This window comes from Chitinibacter sp. SCUT-21 (assembly GCA_041874755.1).
In the GTDB taxonomy this organism is placed as follows: Bacteria; Pseudomonadota; Gammaproteobacteria; order Burkholderiales; family Chitinibacteraceae; genus Chitinibacter.
Map to the genome: position 1 here is coordinate 1900706 of CP102611.1, position 20856 is coordinate 1921561.

General features: G+C 52.3%; 19 protein-coding genes. 14 read left to right on the forward strand and 5 right to left on the reverse strand.

Annotated elements, in window-relative coordinates; all coding sequences use genetic code 11:
- Positions 1-69: 69 nt before the first annotated feature.
- From NT239_08935 to NT239_08950, 4 genes are all read left to right on the forward strand, one after another.
- A complete protein-coding gene (locus NT239_08935) occupies positions 70-666 on the forward strand; it encodes a YitT family protein (GenBank protein XGA69923.1) in 597 nt (198 codons plus the stop codon).
- A 369-nt stretch (positions 667-1035) separates the two neighbouring features.
- Positions 1036-1248 carry a hypothetical protein gene (locus NT239_08940; GenBank protein ID XGA69924.1) on the forward strand — a complete coding sequence of 71 codons (213 nt, stop codon included), beginning with the start codon at positions 1036-1038 and terminating at the stop codon, positions 1246-1248.
- A 145-nt stretch (positions 1249-1393) separates the two neighbouring features.
- Positions 1394-2230 carry a cytochrome c gene (locus NT239_08945; GenBank protein XGA69925.1) on the forward strand — a complete coding sequence of 279 codons (837 nt, stop codon included), beginning with the start codon at positions 1394-1396 and terminating at the stop codon, positions 2228-2230.
- A gap of 157 nt (positions 2231-2387) precedes the next feature.
- Complete coding sequence (locus NT239_08950) at positions 2388-2717, forward strand: multidrug efflux SMR transporter (protein ID XGA69926.1); 330 nt, start codon at positions 2388-2390, stop codon at positions 2715-2717.
- A 29-nt stretch (positions 2718-2746) separates the two neighbouring features.
- On the opposite strand, the gene NT239_08955 is transcribed toward NT239_08950, so the two are convergent.
- The gene (locus NT239_08955) at positions 2747-3826 is read right to left on the reverse strand and encodes a hypothetical protein (protein ID XGA69927.1); all 1080 of its coding nucleotides are present in this window, start codon (positions 3824-3826) and stop codon (positions 2747-2749) included.
- A gap of 225 nt (positions 3827-4051) precedes the next feature.
- Positions 4052-4996: a hypothetical protein gene (locus tag NT239_08960; GenBank protein XGA69928.1), complete on the reverse strand. Its 945-nt coding sequence runs from the start codon at positions 4994-4996 to the stop codon at positions 4052-4054.
- A 137-nt stretch (positions 4997-5133) separates the two neighbouring features.
- On the opposite strand from NT239_08960, the gene NT239_08965 reads away from it, so the two are divergent.
- Positions 5134-5988 carry a transporter substrate-binding domain-containing protein gene (locus NT239_08965; protein XGA69929.1) on the forward strand — a complete coding sequence of 285 codons (855 nt, stop codon included), beginning with the start codon at positions 5134-5136 and terminating at the stop codon, positions 5986-5988.
- A 50-nt stretch (positions 5989-6038) separates the two neighbouring features.
- On the opposite strand, the gene NT239_08970 is transcribed toward NT239_08965, so the two are convergent.
- A complete protein-coding gene (locus tag NT239_08970; protein ID XGA69930.1) occupies positions 6039-7520 on the reverse strand; it encodes an amino acid permease in 1482 nt (493 codons plus the stop codon).
- Positions 7521-7759: 239 nt separating this feature from the next.
- On the opposite strand from NT239_08970, the gene NT239_08975 reads away from it, so the two are divergent.
- From NT239_08975 to NT239_08995, 5 genes are all read left to right on the forward strand, one after another.
- Positions 7760-8098: a cupin domain-containing protein gene (locus NT239_08975; protein ID XGA69931.1), complete on the forward strand. Its 339-nt coding sequence runs from the start codon at positions 7760-7762 to the stop codon at positions 8096-8098.
- Between the two features lie 123 nt (positions 8099-8221).
- A complete protein-coding gene (locus NT239_08980; protein XGA69932.1) occupies positions 8222-11194 on the forward strand; it encodes a response regulator in 2973 nt (990 codons plus the stop codon).
- Positions 11195-11309: 115 nt separating this feature from the next.
- Positions 11310-12260, forward strand: a complete 951-nt coding sequence (locus NT239_08985) for a ChbG/HpnK family deacetylase (protein XGA69933.1) — start codon at positions 11310-11312, stop codon at positions 12258-12260.
- A 69-nt stretch (positions 12261-12329) separates the two neighbouring features.
- Positions 12330-13319 (forward strand): patatin-like phospholipase family protein, encoded by a 990-nt coding sequence (locus NT239_08990; GenBank protein XGA69934.1) that lies wholly within the window; start codon positions 12330-12332, stop codon positions 13317-13319.
- Between the two features lie 133 nt (positions 13320-13452).
- Positions 13453-13815, forward strand: coding sequence for a cystatin domain-containing protein (locus tag NT239_08995; protein ID XGA69935.1), 363 nt, complete (start codon positions 13453-13455; stop codon positions 13813-13815).
- A 78-nt stretch (positions 13816-13893) separates the two neighbouring features.
- On the opposite strand, the gene NT239_09000 is transcribed toward NT239_08995, so the two are convergent.
- Positions 13894-14679 (reverse strand): transporter substrate-binding domain-containing protein, encoded by a 786-nt coding sequence (locus NT239_09000; protein XGA69936.1) that lies wholly within the window; start codon positions 14677-14679, stop codon positions 13894-13896.
- A gap of 174 nt (positions 14680-14853) precedes the next feature.
- Between NT239_09000 and NT239_09005 the strand changes: the two genes are divergently transcribed.
- Positions 14854-16404, forward strand: coding sequence for an aminotransferase class V-fold PLP-dependent enzyme (locus NT239_09005; protein ID XGA69937.1), 1551 nt, complete (start codon positions 14854-14856; stop codon positions 16402-16404).
- 4 nt (positions 16405-16408) lie between these two features.
- Here NT239_09005 and NT239_09010 read toward each other — a convergent pair whose 3' ends face one another.
- Entirely contained in the window at positions 16409-17305 is an 897-nt protein-coding gene (locus tag NT239_09010; GenBank protein ID XGA69938.1) for a LysR family transcriptional regulator, read from the reverse strand.
- A 102-nt stretch (positions 17306-17407) separates the two neighbouring features.
- Here NT239_09010 and NT239_09015 point away from each other — a divergent pair, with 102 nt between their 5' ends.
- The 3 genes from NT239_09015 (at position 17408) to NT239_09025 (ending at position 20818) form a co-directional block, all read left to right on the forward strand.
- The gene (locus tag NT239_09015; GenBank protein XGA69939.1) at positions 17408-18172 is read left to right on the forward strand and encodes an SDR family oxidoreductase; all 765 of its coding nucleotides are present in this window, start codon (positions 17408-17410) and stop codon (positions 18170-18172) included.
- A 183-nt stretch (positions 18173-18355) separates the two neighbouring features.
- Entirely contained in the window at positions 18356-19156 is an 801-nt protein-coding gene (locus NT239_09020; protein ID XGA69940.1) for a transporter substrate-binding domain-containing protein, read from the forward strand.
- 78 nt (positions 19157-19234) lie between these two features.
- Positions 19235-20818 (forward strand): methyl-accepting chemotaxis protein, encoded by a 1584-nt coding sequence (locus tag NT239_09025; protein XGA69941.1) that lies wholly within the window; start codon positions 19235-19237, stop codon positions 20816-20818.
- The last annotated feature ends 38 nt before the right edge of the window (positions 20819-20856 follow it).

Here is a 20856-nt window from a genome sequence, read left to right on the forward strand (position 1 = left end):
AGGAAATACCCGACTGTTCAACTCGGGCTTTTCCCCTAAACTGCAGCCCTTTTTACGAGGAATGCGGCCATGCCCAAACGTCATACTTGGCTAGAAGACGCGCAAGGCTTGCTGTCTGGCGTGTTACTCGTCGCGCTGGCGATTCAGTTTTTTAAGCACGCCGGTTTAATCACCGGCGGCGTCACCGGTCTGGCCTTCTTGCTGCATTACCTAACGCACTGGGCTTACGGCGTAATCTTTTTTGCGATCAGCATTCCGTTTTATATTTTTGCCTACCGCGTGCTGGGGCGTGAATTCACGCTCAAAACCTTTGCCTGTATTACTAGCCTGTCGATCTTGGCCGACTGGCTACCGCGCTGGGTGAGTTTTGCCTCACTCGACCCGCTATTTGCCAGCATTATCGGCGGCCTGCTCGCCGGAGTCGGTATTTTGGTCTTGATTCGCCACAAAGCCAGCTTGGGCGGCGTGACGACTTTGGCGCTGTATATGCAACAACGCTTTGGCTGGCGCGCTGGCAATGTGCAATTGGGCTTTGATTTGCTGATTTTAAGCGGCGGTATCATGATGGTGAGCGGCCCAAAATTGCTGTATTCGGTGATCGGTGCGCTTGCACTTAATTTGGTGATTGCGATTAACCACCGTCCTGGGCGCTATATGGGGATGTAAACAAACTCAGATACATGCCTTACGTATATCAACATAAGCCATGCCATAATTGACTCATAAGAACATACCCGACACCAGTCAATAGTATTGACTCAACTCATAAAACCTTGCCGCCGTGCTCCAGCCACAGCGACATCAACTTTTCACCGTTCGTCAGTTCGTATTTTCCGCCTTAGAAGCTATACCGATGTACGGTATAGCTCGGTGTATCTATGCACCTTTATTAAGCCAGCTGCTATACCCCAAAAAAACCAAATCAAGCCCAATTTCAGCCTGCCAAAATTCACTATGACAAGCTCATTTTCATCGTCTTAACTGGTTTTACAAACATAAAAACAGCGACACGAGGACATGAAAATGCAGCTTTCAATGAAGATGTGTGTAATTCCTATTTTGTTGGGCATTGGCTGTTTATTGGCCTTCGGTATTTTAAGTAGCGTGTTTGGCAATCAATTGCAGCTGCTCTTTATGGCCTTGCTGCCGCTTGGTTGGATGCTGATTTTTGCCGGCATCTATGTGGGTCTGATGTATCTCAGCCAGGTGGCCATTAACCCGATTCGCTTTCGTCAGCACCGCCACTAAGCTGGCACAAAACTGAACAACAACCGCCTAAGGGCGGTTGTTTTATTTCTACGCTACCGTTTGGCATGCTAAGTCCACTCGCCCGCTAGCAATCGCATCACACAGCCGTAATAACGATGAAACATCAAGCAAAAGGAGCTCAGTGATGAAAACCCAATGGCTTACTTTGGCCTGTGCCACCCTCTTTAGCCTAAACGCGATCGCCAGCGATAGCGCATTACTCAAGCGTGGCAAATACCTGCTCGAAGGGCCCGTCGCTTGCGGTAATTGCCATATGGCACGTGGCGCACAGGGGCAGCCACTGCCAGAAAAAGGCTTATCGGGCGGCATGGTGTTCGACGAAGTACCGTTTAAAGCTTACGCAGCCAATATTACGCCGGACAAAAAAACCGGCATCGGCAGCTGGAGCGATCAGCAATTGGCCAAAGCGATTCGTGAAGGCATCCGCCCCGATGGATCAGTCATCGGCCCACCGATGCCGATCGAATTTTATCGCCATATTTCCGATCAAGACCTAAAAGCCATCATCGCCTATTTACGCGCCCAAGCGCCGGTGAGCAATGCTGTACCCAAATCGCAATACCATATGCCATTGCCGCCGAATTACGGGCCTAAGCTCGGCAAAGTAACAGCACCAGCGCGCAGCAATCCGGTGAAATATGGCGAATATCTCGCCAATATTGCGCACTGCATGGAATGCCACACGCCACGCGATGCCAAGGGGATGCTGCAACGCGATAAGCTGGGCGCGGGCGGGCAAAGCTTTAAGGGGCCGTGGGGTGAATCAATCTCGGCCAATTTAACGCCAGCGGGTTTAAAAAATTGGAGCGACGCTGAAATCGCCAATGCCATCCGCAATGGCAAAGACATTCAAGGTTATCCACTCAAACCACCGATGGGATTTAGCTTTTACCAAACCATCAGCGACGACGATATGAAGGCGCTGATTGCTTACCTGCGCTCACTCAAACCGCAGTCATAATATCGAGCGCTTTACGCAATACCCCTCAATAGTATTTTCATACAGGTCAAATCAATAAAAACACTCAGCAATATACCCATAGATCATTAATCTTACCCTTGCCCCATCTGGGGCGGGGGCTTTAGGCTGTGGCTTGGATTATTCCTTGGGTAGTAATATGAACTGGTTATATTTGCTGATCGCGATTGTGGCGGAAGTCATCGCAACTTCAGCGCTCAAAGCCACGGCGGGCTTTACTCGCCTGCTGCCTTCGCTGGCCGTCGTTGTCGGCTATGGCACGGCATTCTATTTTTTATCGCTCACCTTGCGCAGCATCCCGCTAGGAATCGCGTACGCACTCTGGTCAGGTATTGGGATTGTCTTGGTCAGTGTGGTGGGTTGGCTGGTTTATCGGCAAAACTTGGATATCGCCGCGATCATCGGGATAGCGTTGATCATCAGCGGCGTATTGGTGATTAATCTGTTTTCAAAATCGGCAGTGCACTAGCACCACCGACTTTGCGTGCGATAAGCCGCTTAGCGACACGCACCCGCATCTTGCCATACAACACTGGCGTTTGGCTGCTCGCCCATCGTCCACCATTTATTGCGATAGTTATGCCCTATATAGCTCACCGTTTGGCCTGCACTGGCATAGGTTTTGGTGCTCGACCAAGCGGCAGCACATTGGGTGCTAGGCGTGCTGGTCGGTTTGGCAGTAACGGTTGGATTGGGTGTCGCGGATGATTTTGGCGTCGCCGTTGGTGCGGCAGTCGGCGTTATGCTTGGCGTAGTCCACACGCCCGACGCAGGCACGGCGTTCACTGTGCGAGCAAATGGGCTGAGGCCATACATATCGAGCAGTGTGCGCAATACGCCGTAATGATCGACGCGGCTGTAGTTCACGCTAGGCGCAATGCCGGCGCCGACCCACACCATCGGGATACGATTGGCGCTACTGCTGGAATCGTCTTCATCAAAGGTCACAATCAATAAGCTATTGTGCGTTTTCGCCCACTGCGCGTAGCCATCCAGATTGGCTTTCACCCACGCATCACCGGTAGCCACCGAGCAATCGTGCATATCGTTGCACAAATCAGGCACCACAAAAGACACCGTGGGCAACTTGCTATAGTCGCTAGGGAAGCGGCTCATCATCAAATTGCTGCTTGCAGGCACATTGCTAAAGTTAACCCATGGATTGTGTTTGCGCGCGTAGCGGCCGCTTTTGCACACGGTTGAGCCATCGTTAGGCAAACCTTCTGAATAACCCGCAAAGCTATATCCTGCCGCTAACAGCGCGGCACCGAGATTATCGGCATTGCCAAAACTCTGCGGGCAGCTGTCGTTGGTCACGCCCTGGGTGTCTCCCGAAAATAGTGCGATATAGTTGGGTTGGCTGGGGTGAGTCACCGCGTAGGCCTGCGCAAAATTCGCGCCTTGCGCAGCCAAACTATTTAAATACGGCGCGCTACTGCTGCCAATCACCTGCACATCACGCTTATTTTCCAATAGTACAATCACCACGTGATCGTAGCGGGGAGGTGTTTCGGCCAACACTACCCCGCTCATTGCTGTTAAAACACCGCCGATGACCGCCGCCTTGATTTTGTTCATCTCATTCATCCCTATCATTGTGAGTGGTTGGCCGCGTACAGCGGCCAACTGCAGCTTATTAGCGTGGTGTGACATAGATAAGAAGGGATTTGAAAGTTAACTAAAATTAATTGAACCACAAAAAAGCAAATAACAAAGGGTATGCCATCAAAGCCATTAAATAATAAGGCCTTGAATTAGATACCTACATAGCGTACAAAGAGCGAATCACGTTCACCAGCAATTTCAAGCTTCGGTATTTAGATCAATCTGCCGTATCGTCCCCACTCCGCCCGATTCACCCAGCCAAACGCTACTCGCTTTAAGCTGCGCCAGCACCGTATCGGCGAGCTTTTCACTCATTGGCGTCGCCACGGCGCGCACCGCGAGGGCGCCAACGCCAGCGTCATTTAAGCTCCGCAGAGCGATTTGCCCGCCACGCCAGAGTTTTAGCTCGTTAAACACGGTATCTTGGGCATCAATCCAGCCATTGGCATCACCATCCAGTTGCGCGAGTTCAGCAAAACCATCGCCGCTCAAGGCACCAAATAATTCATGACCATTGTCGACTTTGCCGTTGCCATTGCGATCAAGAAACAGCATTTCGGCCTGAGGAAAGCGTACCGCCTCGGCCACACCATCGGCATTCAGGTCAAAATCAAATTTATGGGGCTGCAAGGCCATACTCGGGGAGCCAAAATCGACCACCAGCGGATCGCGCAACACAGCACTGCCTAGGCTAACGGCACTGAATGTCGCCGAACGGTACAGGGCAAACCCCACGCTAAATTGCCGCTGGCTACCATCGGCAAGGCAAACATTGCCGTTTCCATTCATGCTACACGACTCGCTTTCGCGCACATGGCGAATGCTGGTGAGCTGCAACTGCGGCAGCGAATCAACACTGGGCAACGGTGCGCTGCTTAGGCTGGGCAATGCTAGCGTTGAGCTACAGCGATGCGGCTCACCAAAGAGCAACTCCAGCAAAGTCTGAAACCGTCGCCGCTTGGCCGATAATCCTTCATCCGCCCTCTCGGGCGGCGCTGCACTAGAGCGCCGCTCGTCTTTGATTTGCTCGATCATTTGCGCAAAACTGGGCCCGGGATTCGCACTCACGGCAAGGCTTTGCCATTCTTCCCGTTCTTGTTGTTGAGCGCTCGTCAATTGCAATTGGCTAGCAACGATATGCATGATGCAACTCCTTAGCGAAAAAGGAATTCATTCCATGCATAAGGCATGCCAAAGATGCGGTTTTCGCTAGCGCTTCAGCTCGCCATTGCTATGCTAGCTAGATGTACTGTTGCGGAAATAAATGCTGGAGAATCCATATGTTACGCTCATTGATGATCGTCTCCATCGTCGCGCTAGCCCAAACGGCGGCAGCCCAACCGTGTACCTTGCTTATGGGCTATCGCACTACCGATCGGCTACCCTATATTGCGGCAGCGCCAGATAATACGGGTCTCTACCTCGATCTATATACCGAAGCCAGCCGACGCATCGGCTGCCAACTCAAAATTATCCGCGAGCCCAAAAATCGGGTATTAGATTCACTCAAAATCGGCCGGATTGATTTTTATCCTGGTCTGATTTTTTCACCCGAGCGCGGCAAAGATTTTTACTTTCTACCCAATGGCTTGCCATCGCAGCAAGTCGCCTTAACCCGTAGTGGTTTGCAAGCACTGAATTCTTTGCAAATCATGCGCGGCAAAACGCTGATTATGGCAATGGGAGGCGCATACAAAGAAGCGATTCAGCATGGCATTAATGTACGTACGCCACCCGAATTGACAATAGAAAAAGCGATCGAAATGATTGAAAGCAGCAAGGCCGATGTGTATGTGGATGAGCTCAGCTCGCTGACTTATTACCTCAATCATTATCCTAATCGAAATAAGTTGATGCTCCATCCCAATTGCTGCGGCGGGGTACAGCATTTTACGATGGGCATTTCGCGCCAATCGTCGAATACAAAGTATATTCCCAACCCGAAATTCAACCCGTATCACGACGTTAATGCGGAGAATGATCCGCTGAAATTAGCGCCCAACTCGACGATGAGCCGCTTTAGCCAAGCGGTGTGGCAATTGAATAAAGAGGGGTTTACTGCGAAGTTATATAAAAAGTACTACGGCATCGACATGCCCACATTAGATGAACACACGCCGATGCAATCAGAATAGCTGGTATCCACCTACAGGCAAATACCAGCATGATTTATAGAGCTATACCCTTAACGCTTCTCGTCATGCAATAGCGCTTCGTTCGCGTCGCTAAAACTCATTTCATGGTTTTTCACAAAGCGCGTTTTGTATTTGATGCGATAACCAAACCAGATCGCAAAAAACATCGGAATCCCAATATATGTCGCGATCACGCCAATCCAGTCGATATGGCCTGCGGTGAAGGCTTGGTAGTTTTGCCCCAGCATCACAATCACACACAGCGCAAACGCAAACAGTGGGCCATAGGGGAAAAACGGCGATTGATACGGCAACTCGTCCAGCGAATGGCCTTGCGCCAAAAAGCCTTGGCGGAAGCGATAGTGGCTAATCGCGATGCCCAGCCACGCGATAAAGCCGGTCATGCCCGACATATTCAACAGCCACAGGTAAACCGATTTATCCTCACCTAAAGCGGTTAAGAAGCACAGCATCCCAACGGCAGTCGTCGCATATAGCGCGTTGCGCGGCACGCCATTGGCCGAGAGTTTGCCAAAAATTTTCGGCGCCAAACCTTGCGTTGCCAGGGTATACAGCATCCGCGTTGACGCGTACATGCCCGAGTTACCGGCCGAAATAATCGCCGTTAAAATCACCGCATTCATCAAGGCCGCCGAGAACGCTAAACCGGCATTTTGGAACACCAAAGTAAACGGGCTCAAGCCAATATCGGCGATGTCGTTTTTCAATAAATGCGGGTCGGTGTACGGAATCAGCATACCGATCAGGAAAATCGCGATCACATAAAACAGCAAAATACGCCAAAACACTTGGCGAATCGCACGCGGAATCGCTTTGTGCGGGTTTTCAGCCTCGCCGGCAGCAACACCGATCAGCTCAGTACCTTGGAACGAGAAACCGGCGACCATCATCACGCCAATCATCGCGGGCAAGCCACCCACAAAGGGCGCATCGCCGGTGGTGAAGTTATGCCAACCCGCTTGTTCGCCGCCGTGCATAATGCCGGCGATCATCAAGATGCCGGTCACGATAAACACGATAACGGTCACGACCTTAATCAGCGAACACCAAAATTCAGCCTCGCCAAAGCCTTTCACCGACATATAGTTCAGGCCAAACATCACCGCTAAAAATAAGCCGCTCCAGTATATGCCTGGCACATCGGGGAACCAGAACGACATAATCAGCTGCGCGGCGACCAGCTCGACGGCGATGGTCACCGCCCAGTTGTACCAGTAATTCCAACCCAGCGCGAAGCCAAAACCAGGGTCGACAAAACGCGCGCCGTAGGTGGCAAATGAACCCGACACCGGCATATACGCCGCCAATTCGCCCAAGCTGGTCATCAGGAAATACACCATCAAGCCGATCAGCAAATAGCCGGCAATCGCGCCGCCCGGGCCTGCTTGCGCAATCGTGGCGCCCGAGGCGACGAACAAACCGGTGCCGATCGAGCCGCCAATCGCAATCATGGAAAGGTGGCGCGCTTTTAAATTGCGCCGCAAAGTATTGGGAGGGGAAGTGGTACTCATCGTAGAGGCCAAGGAATATGATCAAAAAATAATCAATGATCATGCCCGAAAAGCAGGACCTTGTCGTTTGTGACTATCCCTAGCTTTGGAACATACATATAGCCTGTATCTATGCAAATGCCATACACAAAAAGCTCTTTAGCAACATACATATGCGAATAGTTATAAATACGCGATTTGCATGGCAATATTGCCGTATGTTTAGCAGCGAAAAACACCCTAGGAATTAGGAATCTAAGATGCCAACAGGCAATCTCTTTGCAAATCAAACGCCCCCGATCTCGGGCGAGCGTTTTGACACCTTACTTCAACATCATGGCTTGCGGATCGAGCGAATTATCAGTTCAGCCGATCTCACCCCAACCGACTATCTACAGACAAACGACGAGTGGGTGTTGCTACTGCATGGCCACGCAATGCTGCGCATGGCAGGACAAGATCTCGAGCTTCACAGTGGTGATTATGTGTTCATTCCCGCGCAAACACCGCACAGTGTATTAAGCGCATCCGAAGGCGCGATTTGGTTAGCACTGCACTGGCAAGATGAGCCGAAAGCAAGCCCTGCAAGCCCGATTTAATAGCAACATACAAGACGGACGTGACCGGACCGCAAAATTAACTCGTTAGACGAAAAACGCTTTGCAGCCCTCCCATCATCCACTACTCTGAAATAGCTTTTTTGATCCTTGGTTTGCTTATCCATGACACAGCGATTGCTCCCAGCCCTACTCAGGGCGCAAGCGGCATTTTTAAGCGATACGCTTAACGATGCCGTGTGGGCGCAAGTTTTGGATGACCTGCTGGCCCTAAGCCAGAGTCGCAGTGGGCTCATTGCCGAGCTAGATCAAAGCCGAACGGCCGAATTTCATATTTTGGCGCATGCGGGCACCGACAAGAACAACAGCCATTTCAAGCTCGACAGCGAGCCATGGCAAACACTCAAGCAATCTCAAACTCTAGCCTTGCCCGTTCCCGCAGAGGCAGGCAACACTTGGTTTGTACCGGCCATTTTTGCGCCCAGCGCCGACATCGGCAAGTTAGAAATTATCCCTTTGCAGTTTCAGAACAAACTCAAGGGTATTGCAGTACTTGCCAAGAATGACGAAGAAAGCAGAGCGATACCCCCTGTTGAATTTCAGGCCTTGCTACAAACGATTGCCCAATTGATCGTTTTTAACCATCGCACGCAAATGCGACGCGCGATCGATAATGCCCACGACAAACAGCAAGCGGCCTTGCGCACTTTGAATCGCATCAACGAATTATCACCGCATGATGAACACGCGCGGATCGTCGCGGGCTTGGAGCTGGCCGGAGGTTTTTTAGGCCTGCAGTTTGGTTGCATTACACAATTAGTCGACCAGCAGCATCACGTTCTAGCTTTATGCAGCCCTGACCCGCTCAGCGATGATGGCGTGCGGCTTGCACAACGCTACTATGATTTCACCCTGCAGCAAAACGATGTGGTAGCCATCCGCAATCTGAACGATGCGCCTCTCGCCCACGCGCCCGATGCCGCAGCGTCAGGAATGGAAAGCTATTTAGCGATCCCGGTTTGGGTGGCCGGCAAACGTTTTGGGATTTTGGCTTTTTGCGCACGCGAAGCGCGGGCCTACAATTTTGACGCGGTGGACTTTGAATTTATCCGCCTGTTGGCACGCTGGGTGGGCAGCACACTGGAGCATCAAAAAAACAATAAAGAACGCAATGAGCTGATCGAACGCTTTCAGAAAATTGGCGATGAAGTACCAGGGTTGATTTTTCAAACCCGGATGAACCGAGACGGCAGTAGCGCATACTTGTACGCCAGCGCTGGCATTGAAGGCATTTATGGGCTTAAGCCCGAAGATGTGGCGAACGATGCGTCCAAAGTCCTCGCCTTGGTTCACCCCGATGATATGCAAGTCGTTGTGAATAGCTATATGCGCGCCCTAAATGACTTAACACACTGGGATACCGCGTATCGGGTTAAACACCCGACCAAGGGAACCGTCTGGATCGAAGGTCATGCAAAACCCGAGCGCACCCCTGAGGGCGACACGATTTGGTACGGCATCGCAACTGATGTCACCGAACAAAAATTGGCGCAGCAGCAATTAATTCGCGCCAAACAAGAAGCGGAAGCAGCGAATCAAGCGAAAAGCTTATTTTTGGCCAATATGAGCCATGAAATTCGCACGCCAATGAATGGCGTACTTGGCATGGCCTCCCTGCTGCTCGATTCAGATTTGTCGCCCACACAACGCGAGTACGCCCAAACGATTCAATACAGCGGCGATGTGCTCCTTGGCGTGATTAATGATATTTTGGATTTTTCAAAAATTGAGGCGGGCAGGCTTGAGCTAGAATCGCTGGATTTTGATTTAGCACGCTTAATGCACGACTTCTCGGCCATGATGTCGCAACGGCTAAAAGAAAAAGGCCTGCGCTACCATTGCTCGATTTCCGGCGACGTACCCCAACAATTGCGCGGCGATCCGGGCCGTTTGCGACAAGTACTCATTAATCTGGTCGGCAATGCCATTAAATTTACCGAGCAAGGGGAAGTCAGCGTCGAGGCTAGGCTGATTTCGCAATCGGAAGACACCTGCATTTTGCAGTTTTGCATTCAGGATACGGGAATTGGCATTCCTAGCGATAAATTGCATCGCCTATTCAGCAGTTTTAGCCAAGTCGATGAAAGTACCTCACGCCGTTTTGGCGGAACCGGCTTAGGGCTAGCGATTTGCCGTCAAATTGTATCGCTGATGGGCGGTGAAATTACGGTGCACAGTCAAGCAGAGGTCGGCTCGACGTTTTCATTTACCGTAAAAATGCAAATCCCGCCACAAATCGAGCGTACTGACAACGCCCTATGCACTGTCGCCGCAATACAAAAAGTGCTGATTGTCGATGGCATTGAAAACCAACGCAGCATATTGCATCACCTGCTCGAAAATTGGGCTGGAGAGGTCAATGAGGCCGAGAGCGGCGAACAAGCCTTGCAACAATTGCATGCCGCACAGCAGCAAGGCAAGCCTTATTCCTTGGTGTTAGTTGATATGCATTTACCCGGGATGGACGGCTTGCATTTTGCCGCCACCGTCCACGCCGATGCCAGCCTGCATGAAGCCAAGCTGATTTTGCTCACGGCGATGGGCGTTCGGGGTGACGGTAGCCGTGCGCGGCAAGCTGGCTGCGTGGGCTATCTGACCAAACCAATTAATGGCGACGAGCTTTTTCCTATTCTGGAACTGGTGCTACGCGGGGTTGGTGACAATCAGCTGATTACCCGACACACCTTGCACGAACAAGAAAGCACGGCTTATCGAGTGCTACTGGTCGAAGATAATCCTGTGAACCGGATTGTGGCGGTCAAGCTACTCGAAAAACTAGGCTGCAAGGTGCTCACAGCGGAAAACGGACAAAAAGCGGTCGATCTTTTATGCGAACGCGATTTCGATGTTGTGTTTATGGATTTGCAAATGCCAGAAATGGATGGCTTGGAAGCTACGCGCTGCATCCGGCAAAGCCTGCAACCAGTACGCGATGCCAATATTCCCATTATTGCTTTAACCGCCAATGCCTTAACTGAGGATAAACAACATTGCTTTGAGGCGGGCATGAACGATTTCTTAGTGAAACCGATTCAAACTGAAGCCTTAGAAGCGGCGCTTAAGCTCTGGGGCCAATAGGCACTCCGGCGCCCCAGCGCTGAGCAAGCGCCGCAACAAAGTCTATTTAAATCAAAATCCTGCCCTTGCTGCATGCCATAATAATGCACCTCTATTTCACCGCGCAGGAATCGCCATGACTTTGCAACAACGCTTGGGCTTTGCAGCATCCGATCGCGTTTTAATCGTACACGCCGACGATATCGGCATGTGCGAAGCCACCGTGAGCGCTTGGCGCGAGTTGCACGGCGTGAGCAATATGACGTCGGCCTCGGCGATGGCGCCGTGTCCGTGGTTTCCTGCTGCGGTTGAGGCCGCGCGTGAGGCTGGCGAGAGCGCTGATATGGGGCTGCATCTAACGCTTAATTGCGAATGGCGCGATCATTATCGCTGGGGGCCGCTGACAGGCACCAATACCCCATCTGGGTTATACGATCAAAGTGGCTATTTACATCCACTAGCGAGCGATACCTATCAAAATGCCAATTTTGAATTGGCCTATCAGGAATTAGCCGCCCAAATGCAGCGCGCACAAAGTTTGGGGCTAGCACTGAGCCACCTTGATACGCATATGATGACCGCGCTACACCCCGATTTATTTCAACACGTGCTGACCCTGAGCGAGCAAACGCAGCTGCCAGTCTTAGTACCGCATTATCACGACGCGCAAACTTTGGCCAACGAAAGCCATATGCCACTGGAACTGTGCCAGCGCACGAGCGCGCAAATTAATACCGCTGCGGCGCAAATCCAGCCGATCGATGCTTGGGCCTGCTTGCCATTTGGGCAATATCTCAGCGACGAAGAGCGATTGGGCTGGGCCTCGCACGTGCTGAAATATTACTTCACCGCGCCTGGGGTTTACTGTTTGATCGGCCATCCGGCCAACGACACGCCCGAGCTACGTGCCATCGCCGCCGATTGGCCTACCCGCGTCGCGGATCGCCGCTTGTTTGGCAGCGCAGCATTTGGCGCGGTGATTCAGCAAGAAGGCTTCAAACTGATCGGCATGAAAGCCCTCGCTGCGCTGTGTTCGAGTCATCAGGCTAGCACGCAAGCCAAGCCGCAAGACTGTATGCCGGCATAAGATCCACACTAGCAGCCGCGCTGTTCTATGCTGATCAGAATACAGATCTCAGCAAACAGGGCGGCGCAGATGAAACAGATCGCTTTACTTTTGCAAGGTGGCGGCGCACTCGGCGCGTATGAGCTAGGGGTATTGCGCCGTATGCATGAGCTAGCAATGCTTCCCGTTAAGATGGTAGCCGGGGTATCGATAGGTGCAGTCAATACCGCAGTGCTAGTTGGAAGCAAGCAGGCCGACCCACTGCCTGCACTAGAAACCCTGTGGCGCAAGCTCACCGTACCGAATATTCCGTTTGCGCCACAAATTGTGGAGCAAAATTTATCGCTGCTGGGCAACCCACATATGTCGGCCTTGCGCACCGATGTATGGAACGCCAGCCAGTGGACTTCCGTTTACAGCGCCGACCCATTGCGCGAGTTGATTAGCGAGCTGGTTGATTTTGATAAGCTCAACGACTCCGACACCATCGTACAGCTATCGGCAGTGCAAATCGAAAGCGGTGAAATCGCCACCTTTAGCAATCGCAACGGCCAGCGCATCACGAAGGAGCATGTGATCGCCTCGCTATCGATTCCGCCGATGTTTCCGCCGGTTGAGATCGAAGGCAAACATTATTGGGATGGCGGCCTGTTTGATAATGCGCCGCTGGGCGCCATGATTAATGGCCTGCCGCCGCAGAGCGACGCGCATTTTGTCATCGTGAATTTATTCCCGCTCAAAGGCCAAGTACCGCGCAATTTAATGCAAACACAAGATCGGATGCTGGAGATTATTTTCTCCAATAAAGTGCTCGGCGATATGGAACGCATGGCCGATTACAATGGCTTGGCGCAGTTGTATCGCGAGCTAGATATTGCCTTGCCAGCCAATTCGCCCATCCGCGAGATGGATGGGTTTAAAGATATTGCTCGGCTGCGCATGTTGCTCAAACCCACGGTCATCACCAACCAAATGCCTGAAGAGCAAAGCACCACGCTGGATTTCTCGCCGCGCACCATCACCGCGCGGATCGAAGCGGGCTACCGTGATGCATGCCGCCAATTCGATCCCAATCATTAAACCCATCCAGCAAGCGCGCAGATTTGCCCATGCTGAGCAGTGATGGTGTGAATTTTTCATCGAACCAAATCAATGCTGTCTGTATAATTTCTATAAACCCATACGAAAACTTTCAAACTTGAGGGGCCGGCCTATGTTAAAAACTATCGCGATTATCTGCAGTGCAGCCACACTAATTGCTTGCAGCCAAAACCCACGCCCAGCGGAGCAATGTATGCCAACAAATATGCCTGGCTCGTATCAGCTACAAGAAACCGTCAGCCCTGAAGCTCAGCAAGCTTTGGCCACGGTATTGGCGCAAATGAATACCAGTGCCAAACTCGATAAAATCATTGAAGTACGCACCCAAGTTGTTTCGGGCACCAATTATGCGATCACCTTCCAGCTCGATAATGGCGAGGTTTGGCACACGATTGTATGGCGCGATTTGAAAGGCAATTACAAAATGACACAGCCAGCGAGCAAAACTCCATTTCAACCGTTGTGCGCGAAGTAATTGCAGGGTATACCTGCCAACGCAAATCTAGATAAATCCCAAGAAAATATACCCAAGCAGGTATTAGCTAAAGGCCAATTACTGCAAATATTTGGCCTTTAGCTTTTGTATGCTGCCATCTTGCACTAACTCCTGAAAAGCCCGAGAAAAGCGCTGATAGAGATTAGGGTCGACCTTGGGATTAAATGCAAAATAGCAGCCCAGACCCGGTTTTAATTGAATTGCAGGGGTAATCTCGGAGCCAGAAAAACCCAGCATTCTGGCCTCGTACGCGTAGCTCAGTTGAATCCCAGAAATCATATCAAAGCGTTGGGCAAACAGCATTTTGGCCAAATTGCCCGATGGTGGGATTTTTTGCAGCCGTTCGGCAGGAAAGCCCAGCCGCGTTAGCGTTTCAATATCGGCGCCAAAAGCCGGCAAACCGATATTGAAACGAAAAGCATCAGAAATTTGCTTGAGCTGAATATCGTTGCGGCGATTTAACTTCAGCAACGAAATATCACATGGATCAAACGGCCCCACCCACATGTAACTGGTCTCGCGCGGCGGGGTTCTGACCGTGGTAAACAAAATGCTGTTAGCGTCTTCAGCATTTAATTTGACGGCGCGCGGCCACGGTAAAAATTCGGTGTTGATTTTCAATTTGGCCTTCGCGGCCGTCAGCATCATCACTTCATAGGCAAGGCCAGTTGGCTCGCCATCGTCTTGCTGATAATTAAACGGCGGAAAACGTTCAGTATAAGCGCGCAAATCCTCGGCCATACAAAGTGGAATGCTCAATGTGAACGGCAAAACTAGCGCAAAATGCTGCAAAGCCCGAACACTCGGTTTGAGCGCCAGCATGAAAATATGCTTACCGAGCATGGGAGTCTCCTATTTAGCGCGGATTATTTTCAGTATTGCTAGAAACTGAACGGATACAAGCACTTTGCTCAGTTGTTCCGCTTATCGTCTCACTCATTTTCCGTGCAACTATTGTTGCTAAACCTATTGCACGGGATAATCAAACGACCACTTGAACCAGCTGCGGAGAGCCCTATGCCCTATACCCTCGCCTGCGATGAAATATATTTAGATGCCAACGCCACTACCTCACTACTGCCAGCCGCATTAGTCGCCATGCAACGCACCTTGGTGGATAACTTCGGCAATCCCGGCAGCCCACATGGCGCAGGCATTCGGGCACGGCAAGAGTTAGAACGAGCCCGTTCAGCAGCCGCGAAGGTGTTACAAGTGCCCGCCTCGCAGCTCATTTTTAACTCTGGCGCCACTGAAGGCATACAAACCGCAGTGCTGTCGGCGCTGCATAGCCAAACCGCTGGCACTCAGGTGCGAGTGCTGTATGGTGCAACGGAACATAAAGCCGTCCCCGAAGCATTGGCGCACTGGGGGAATTTATTGGGCTTGCAGCTTGAGTTACTGGCGATCCCTGTGGATACGCAAGGGCAGCATGATTTAGCGTGGCTGGCCGCGCATTTACCCGGCACCACACTGGTTTGCACAATGGCTGCCAATAATGAAACCGGTGTTATTACGAATTTGGCCGCAATCAAAGCACTACTCGATCAACAGGTGCAGCGCCCGTTGTGGTTAATCGACGGCGTACAGGCTTTTGGTAAATTACAGCTCAATTGGCAACAGCTCGGTGCTGATTATGTGCCGCTATCGGGGCATAAACTGCATGCGCCTAAAGGAACAGGAATTTTATATGTGCGCGATGGTGCGCCATTTACCCGCTTACTGGCAGGTGGCGGGCAAGAAGGTAATGCGCGTTGTGGTACCGAAAACCTGCCCGGCATTGCCGCCTTGGGCGCGGTTTGCGAAGCACTACTAAATGGTGATTTGGGCGATGGCAAGGCGCTGACACAAGCCAATGCACGTTTACGTGCGGCAGTGCAAACGGCTTTTCCAACTGCGATTTTTAATAGCCCGGCGCAACATTGTTTGCCCACCACGATAAATTTTTCCGTACCCGGCGTCCCCAGCAAGCGCTTGCTTGAAGTCTTTGACGCGCTCGGTTTGCGCCTCAGTGCGGGCTCGGCCTGCTCCAGCAAGAATGCCAAACCCAGCCACGTTTTAATGGCAATGGGTCTGGGTGAAGAACGCGCATCTAGCGCCATTCGTTTATCTATTTCGCCATGGAGCAGCGCCGACGACGTCGATGCGGCCGTAACGCGTCTGCTGCATTGTGGTGAAATCTTGCACGAGCAAGCCAGTGCAATGGCGGCGTTGGAGCAAGTTGATCTCCCAGACGAAGATCAGCAACTATCCGATACCTACGCCATCAGCGCCGCCGAACTAGCCCAATGGCGCAGCGAGAACAACAAGCCATTATTTATTGATATTCGCGAGCCCTGGGAGCAAGCCGCCAGCGGCATTTGCCCAAGCCTCGATGGTATTGATGGGGTACAGCAGCCATTAAGCCAACTAGCCCAGTGGCTACCCGCTTGGCCCCGCGAGCGCAGCGTATTATTAGCTTGCCGCAGCGGTCGCCGCAGTGGCCAATTACTGAGCTATTTGCGACAACAAGGCTACGACAACGTCTGGCATGTAGCCGAAGGCCTAGCCGGTTTACCGCGCCCAGCCTAAGGCCCTAGCGCGTCGTCGCACGAAAAAAATCTACCCATGCACGCAGCGGAGCCGAGACATGCCGCTGCTGTGGGTAATACAGCTGGAAAAATTCGCGCGGCGGATTGCATTCGGGCAACACCCACTGCAATTGCCCGGCGGCCACGCGCGGCGCCAGCCAATCGCGGTAGTGATAGCACACTCCAGCCCCCGCAACAGCGGCTTCAAGCAGCAGATCAAAATCGTCCATCACCACTCTACCACGGGTATTGAGCAGCAATTTGCGGCCATCTTGCTGCAACTCCCACGGGCAATGACTACCACTGGGGAAGCGAATTTGCAAACATTGGTGCTGCAATAATGCTGCCGCATTCGCTGGCATACCATGTTGCGCCAAATAGCTGGGCGAGGCGGCCATGGCAAACTCGACTGGCTCGCCCACCGCCACCGCCACCATGTCTTGCGCCAATTGCTCACCAAACCGCACCCCAGCGTCAAATCCTTCGGCCACTATATCGACCAAGGCATCACTGGCGACAATTTCCAACTGAATCTCGGGATAAGTCGCCAACCATTGCGCCAGCCGCGGTGCGATCAGCAAGCGACTAGCGGCGCGCGGAATATTCAGCCGCAAGCGCCCCACCGACTTGCTGCGCCGCGTATTGAGCCCATCCAGCGCCGCGCCAATTTGCGCCAAGGCAGGGGAAAGCTCGGCCAATAATTGCTCGCCCGCTTCGGTTGCACTCACGCTACGGGTACTGCGCTGCAATAGCCGCACCCCCAGTTGTTCTTCGAGGCGCGACATGGTGTGACTGAGCGCCGAAGGTGTTAATTGCAAATGCTGTGCCGCCTTGCGAAAGCTACGTAAACGCGCCACGCAGGCAAAAGCATACAAGTCATTGAGGTTATGATCGACGGCCATTAGTGAATTTTATTCATTAAGCTAAATAACATTATGCGGATTGTTTCAGCAAACTGCTAGCGCGATACTGACAGCGTCTAACAACTCACTGGATTACTGCACATGTCCCACCCTACTACTTTCTCCGGCCAAATCGCACTCGTCACAGGCGCTTCCTCAGGCATAGGCTTGGCCAGCGCGCAAGCCTTGCTCGAACAAGGCGCACACCGCGTCTATATCACCGGCCGCGACGCCGCGCGCTTGCAACAAGCTGCCGCGCAATTGGGCGAGCGTGCCTATCCGATTCAAGCTGACTCCAGCCAGCTGGCTGATTTAGAAAAAATGCGCAGCATCATCGCCGCGCAAGGCGATCGCCTTGATGTGCTGTTCGTCAATGCCGGCGTCGCGCATTACAACGTCACGGGCCAAACCAGCGAGGCCGAATACGCACGAATTTTTGATACCAACGTTAAAGGCGTGTTTTTCACCGTCCAAAGCTTACTTGAGCAACTGAACGACGGCGCGAGCATTGTGCTGAATGCCTCGGTGGCCTCGCACAAAGGCATGCCCGGCCTGGCGCTGTATAACGCATCGAAAGCGGCGGTGCGCTCGTTTGCGCGGACTTGGGCGGCAGATTTAAAACCGCGCGCAATTCGCGTGAATGCCATCAGCCCCGGCGTGACGCTAACCGCAATTCAAGCCGGTGGCTTAGGGCTGAGCGAGGAGCAAATCGCTGGCTTGGGCGAATTTGTCAAAGAAGCCGTTCCCGCCGCACGCATGGCGGCACCGGCGGAAATTGCGGCCGCCGTCACCTTCCTCGCCTCGCGTGCGGCCAGCTATATCAATGGCATCGAATTGGATGTCGATGGCGGCTTCACGCAAATCTAACCAATAGGTATAGCCATCAAGACATTATCAATACTAGCCTAGTGAGATATACCCATAAAGGTCAAATAACTAGACCTAACACTGAACCCCACCCAGCTTGCTGCGGTGGGGCTTTTTGATTGCAGTCTGTGGCTGTTGGGCTACGCTCAAAGCTGATCAATCCAAGCCCTTAGGTGCACCAGAATGCGCTTTCGATTGTGCTTTGCTTTGTGCTGCTGCCTAAGCCTACCCACACTAGCGAATGAAACGGCCTGCACGCAAACCATCCAAATTGGCGCTAGTCCACTTGGCAGCAATATGACCGTCAGCGCCGACAATCAAGTCGGTGGGATGTACCCCGATTTGCTAAAGCTCATCGCCGCCAATAGCCCATGCCGCTTTAGCTATCAAATTGCCCCGCGAGTGCGCACCTTAAAATGGCTCCAAGATGGTGAAACCATTGATATGCTGGTGCCGGTGGTGCGCACCACCGAACGAGACCAAGCCGCTGAATTTGTGCATTTACTCAACGCCCAAGTGCAACTGATTTACCCCAAACGGCTGCAGGGCGACCCCATCGCCTTACTCAATAGCGGCAAATTACGCGTGAATGTGGTGCGCGGTTTTGACTATGGCCCCAGCTACCACGCCTTGCTCACGCAACTGAAAAACGCCGGGATGCTAGAAGAAGTGGTGGACGCCAAAACGCTGGTGCGCAAACTCCAAGTCCAGCGACTCGATGCCACCTTGATGGTGCCGCAAAATATGGCCAGTGAAGTAAAAGAAGCAGGGCTGGAAAGCGAGTTATCCATGGTCGCCCTAACGCAAATCCCACCCATCCAATCTGGGGCGTATTTATCCTATCGCCGCCTCGACCCGGCCACGCGGCAAGAACTACGGCGGCAATTCAATCTCTTGCTCCGCAATGGCAGCTTTTGGCGGCTATTTCAAAACAGCACGCCCAGTTGGGCGCTGACCGCCAATAGCCCCGCCACGCCACACTAAACGCACATTAGCGCAGCGGCATCTTCCTGCTATAACAAAAAAATCGCATCAGCTCACCATAACGGCAAGGAAACCATCATGAGCACTTGGTATGACAGCCTCAGGGCAAAATTTTTTTTATTTGGCATACTTTGTAGCTTGGTGATTGTATTTATGGGCTGGCGCGGTTACGTAAATGTGCGGAAAATCGACGCCCAAGCCAAGGCCAATACCCAACAAGCACTACAAATCGCCTCGGTAACCAGCGATTTTCAAATGACCAATACCGACTTTAAAACCCAGGTTCAGGAGTGGAAAAACATCCTGCTGCGCGGTAACGCCACCGATGCCTTTAAAAAACACCTCGCCGCGTTTGAAAAAGAACACTCCACCGTGCAAATGGAGCTAACAGAAGTACGGCGGCATTTTCTGGGCTTGAAATTAGATACCGCCCCAGTGGATCAAGTACTCAAAGAGCATCAACATCTGCATGATGAATATCTTAAAGCCTTGAAAAATTTTGACCCCACCAACCCCAACGCCGGCAAACTGGTCGATCAAGCCGTACGCGGCATTGATCGGCCCATGAGTAAGGCGATGGAAGAGCTCGCGAACAGTTTGCAAAAACACGTAAGCGATTTGGTGAGCAAACAAGACCAAGCCTTAGAAGCGCAAATCAAAGCCAGTAGCCAATTGGCCATTTTCAGTGGTTTGATTGCTGCCGCAATTTTACTGCTGCTGTTAGCTTGGGGCGGCCGCCGAATACTGCGCCAACTGGGCGGCGAGCCCAACTATGTGGCCCATGCCATGAATCAGCTGTCAGAGGGCGATCTAGAGGTACAAATTCAGCTCCAGCCCAATGACCGTAGCAGCATGGCCTATGCAATTAGCCAGATGATTGAACGGTTGCGCACGATTATTCTGGAGGTGAAACTCAACACCGATCAGCTCTCGGTCGCCGCCAATCAGCTCTCTAGTACCTCGGCGGCGCTCTCGATCTCCGCCAGTGAATCCGCCGCCAGTGTCGAAGAAACCAGTGCCTCAATCGAGCAAATCAGCGCCTCGATCAACCAGAATAATGTCAACGCCCAAGCTACCGAAGCCATCGCCAGCAAAGCGATGCATGAAGCCAGCCAAGGCGGGCAATCAGCGGCGGAGACCGCACAAGCCATGCGGCTGATTGCCGATAAAATCAGCATCATCGACGACATCGCATACAAAACCAATTTGCTGGCACTCAATGCCGCGATTGAAGCGGCCCGCGCGGGGGAGCATGGCCGCGGCTTTGCGGTGGTTGCCTCCGAAGTGCGTAAATTGGCCGAGAGCAGCCAGCTAGCGGCGCAAGAAATTATGACTTTAGCCAAACAAAGCGTTACTTTGTCTAATAACGCCAGTACTTTGCTGTGCGAGATTGTAAACTCCAGCACGCAAACTGCAGCGCTGGTGCAAAAAATCTCCACCACCTCCCGAGAACAATCGGCGGGGATCAATCAAATCAATAGTGCGATTCAACAACTGAACGACGCGACGCAGCAAAATGCCAGCAGCAGCGAGGAGCTCGCTGCTACAGCCGAAACGGTGAATGCCCAAGCCAGCAGCTTGCAAGAATCGATTAGTTATTTCCGTCTCGCGCAAGATCGCCGCAGCGCAGCCAGCCGCCGCGCACTCCACGGGCAGGACTAACACGCAGCAAGACGGCAAGGGTATTGCCATGAAGGGCT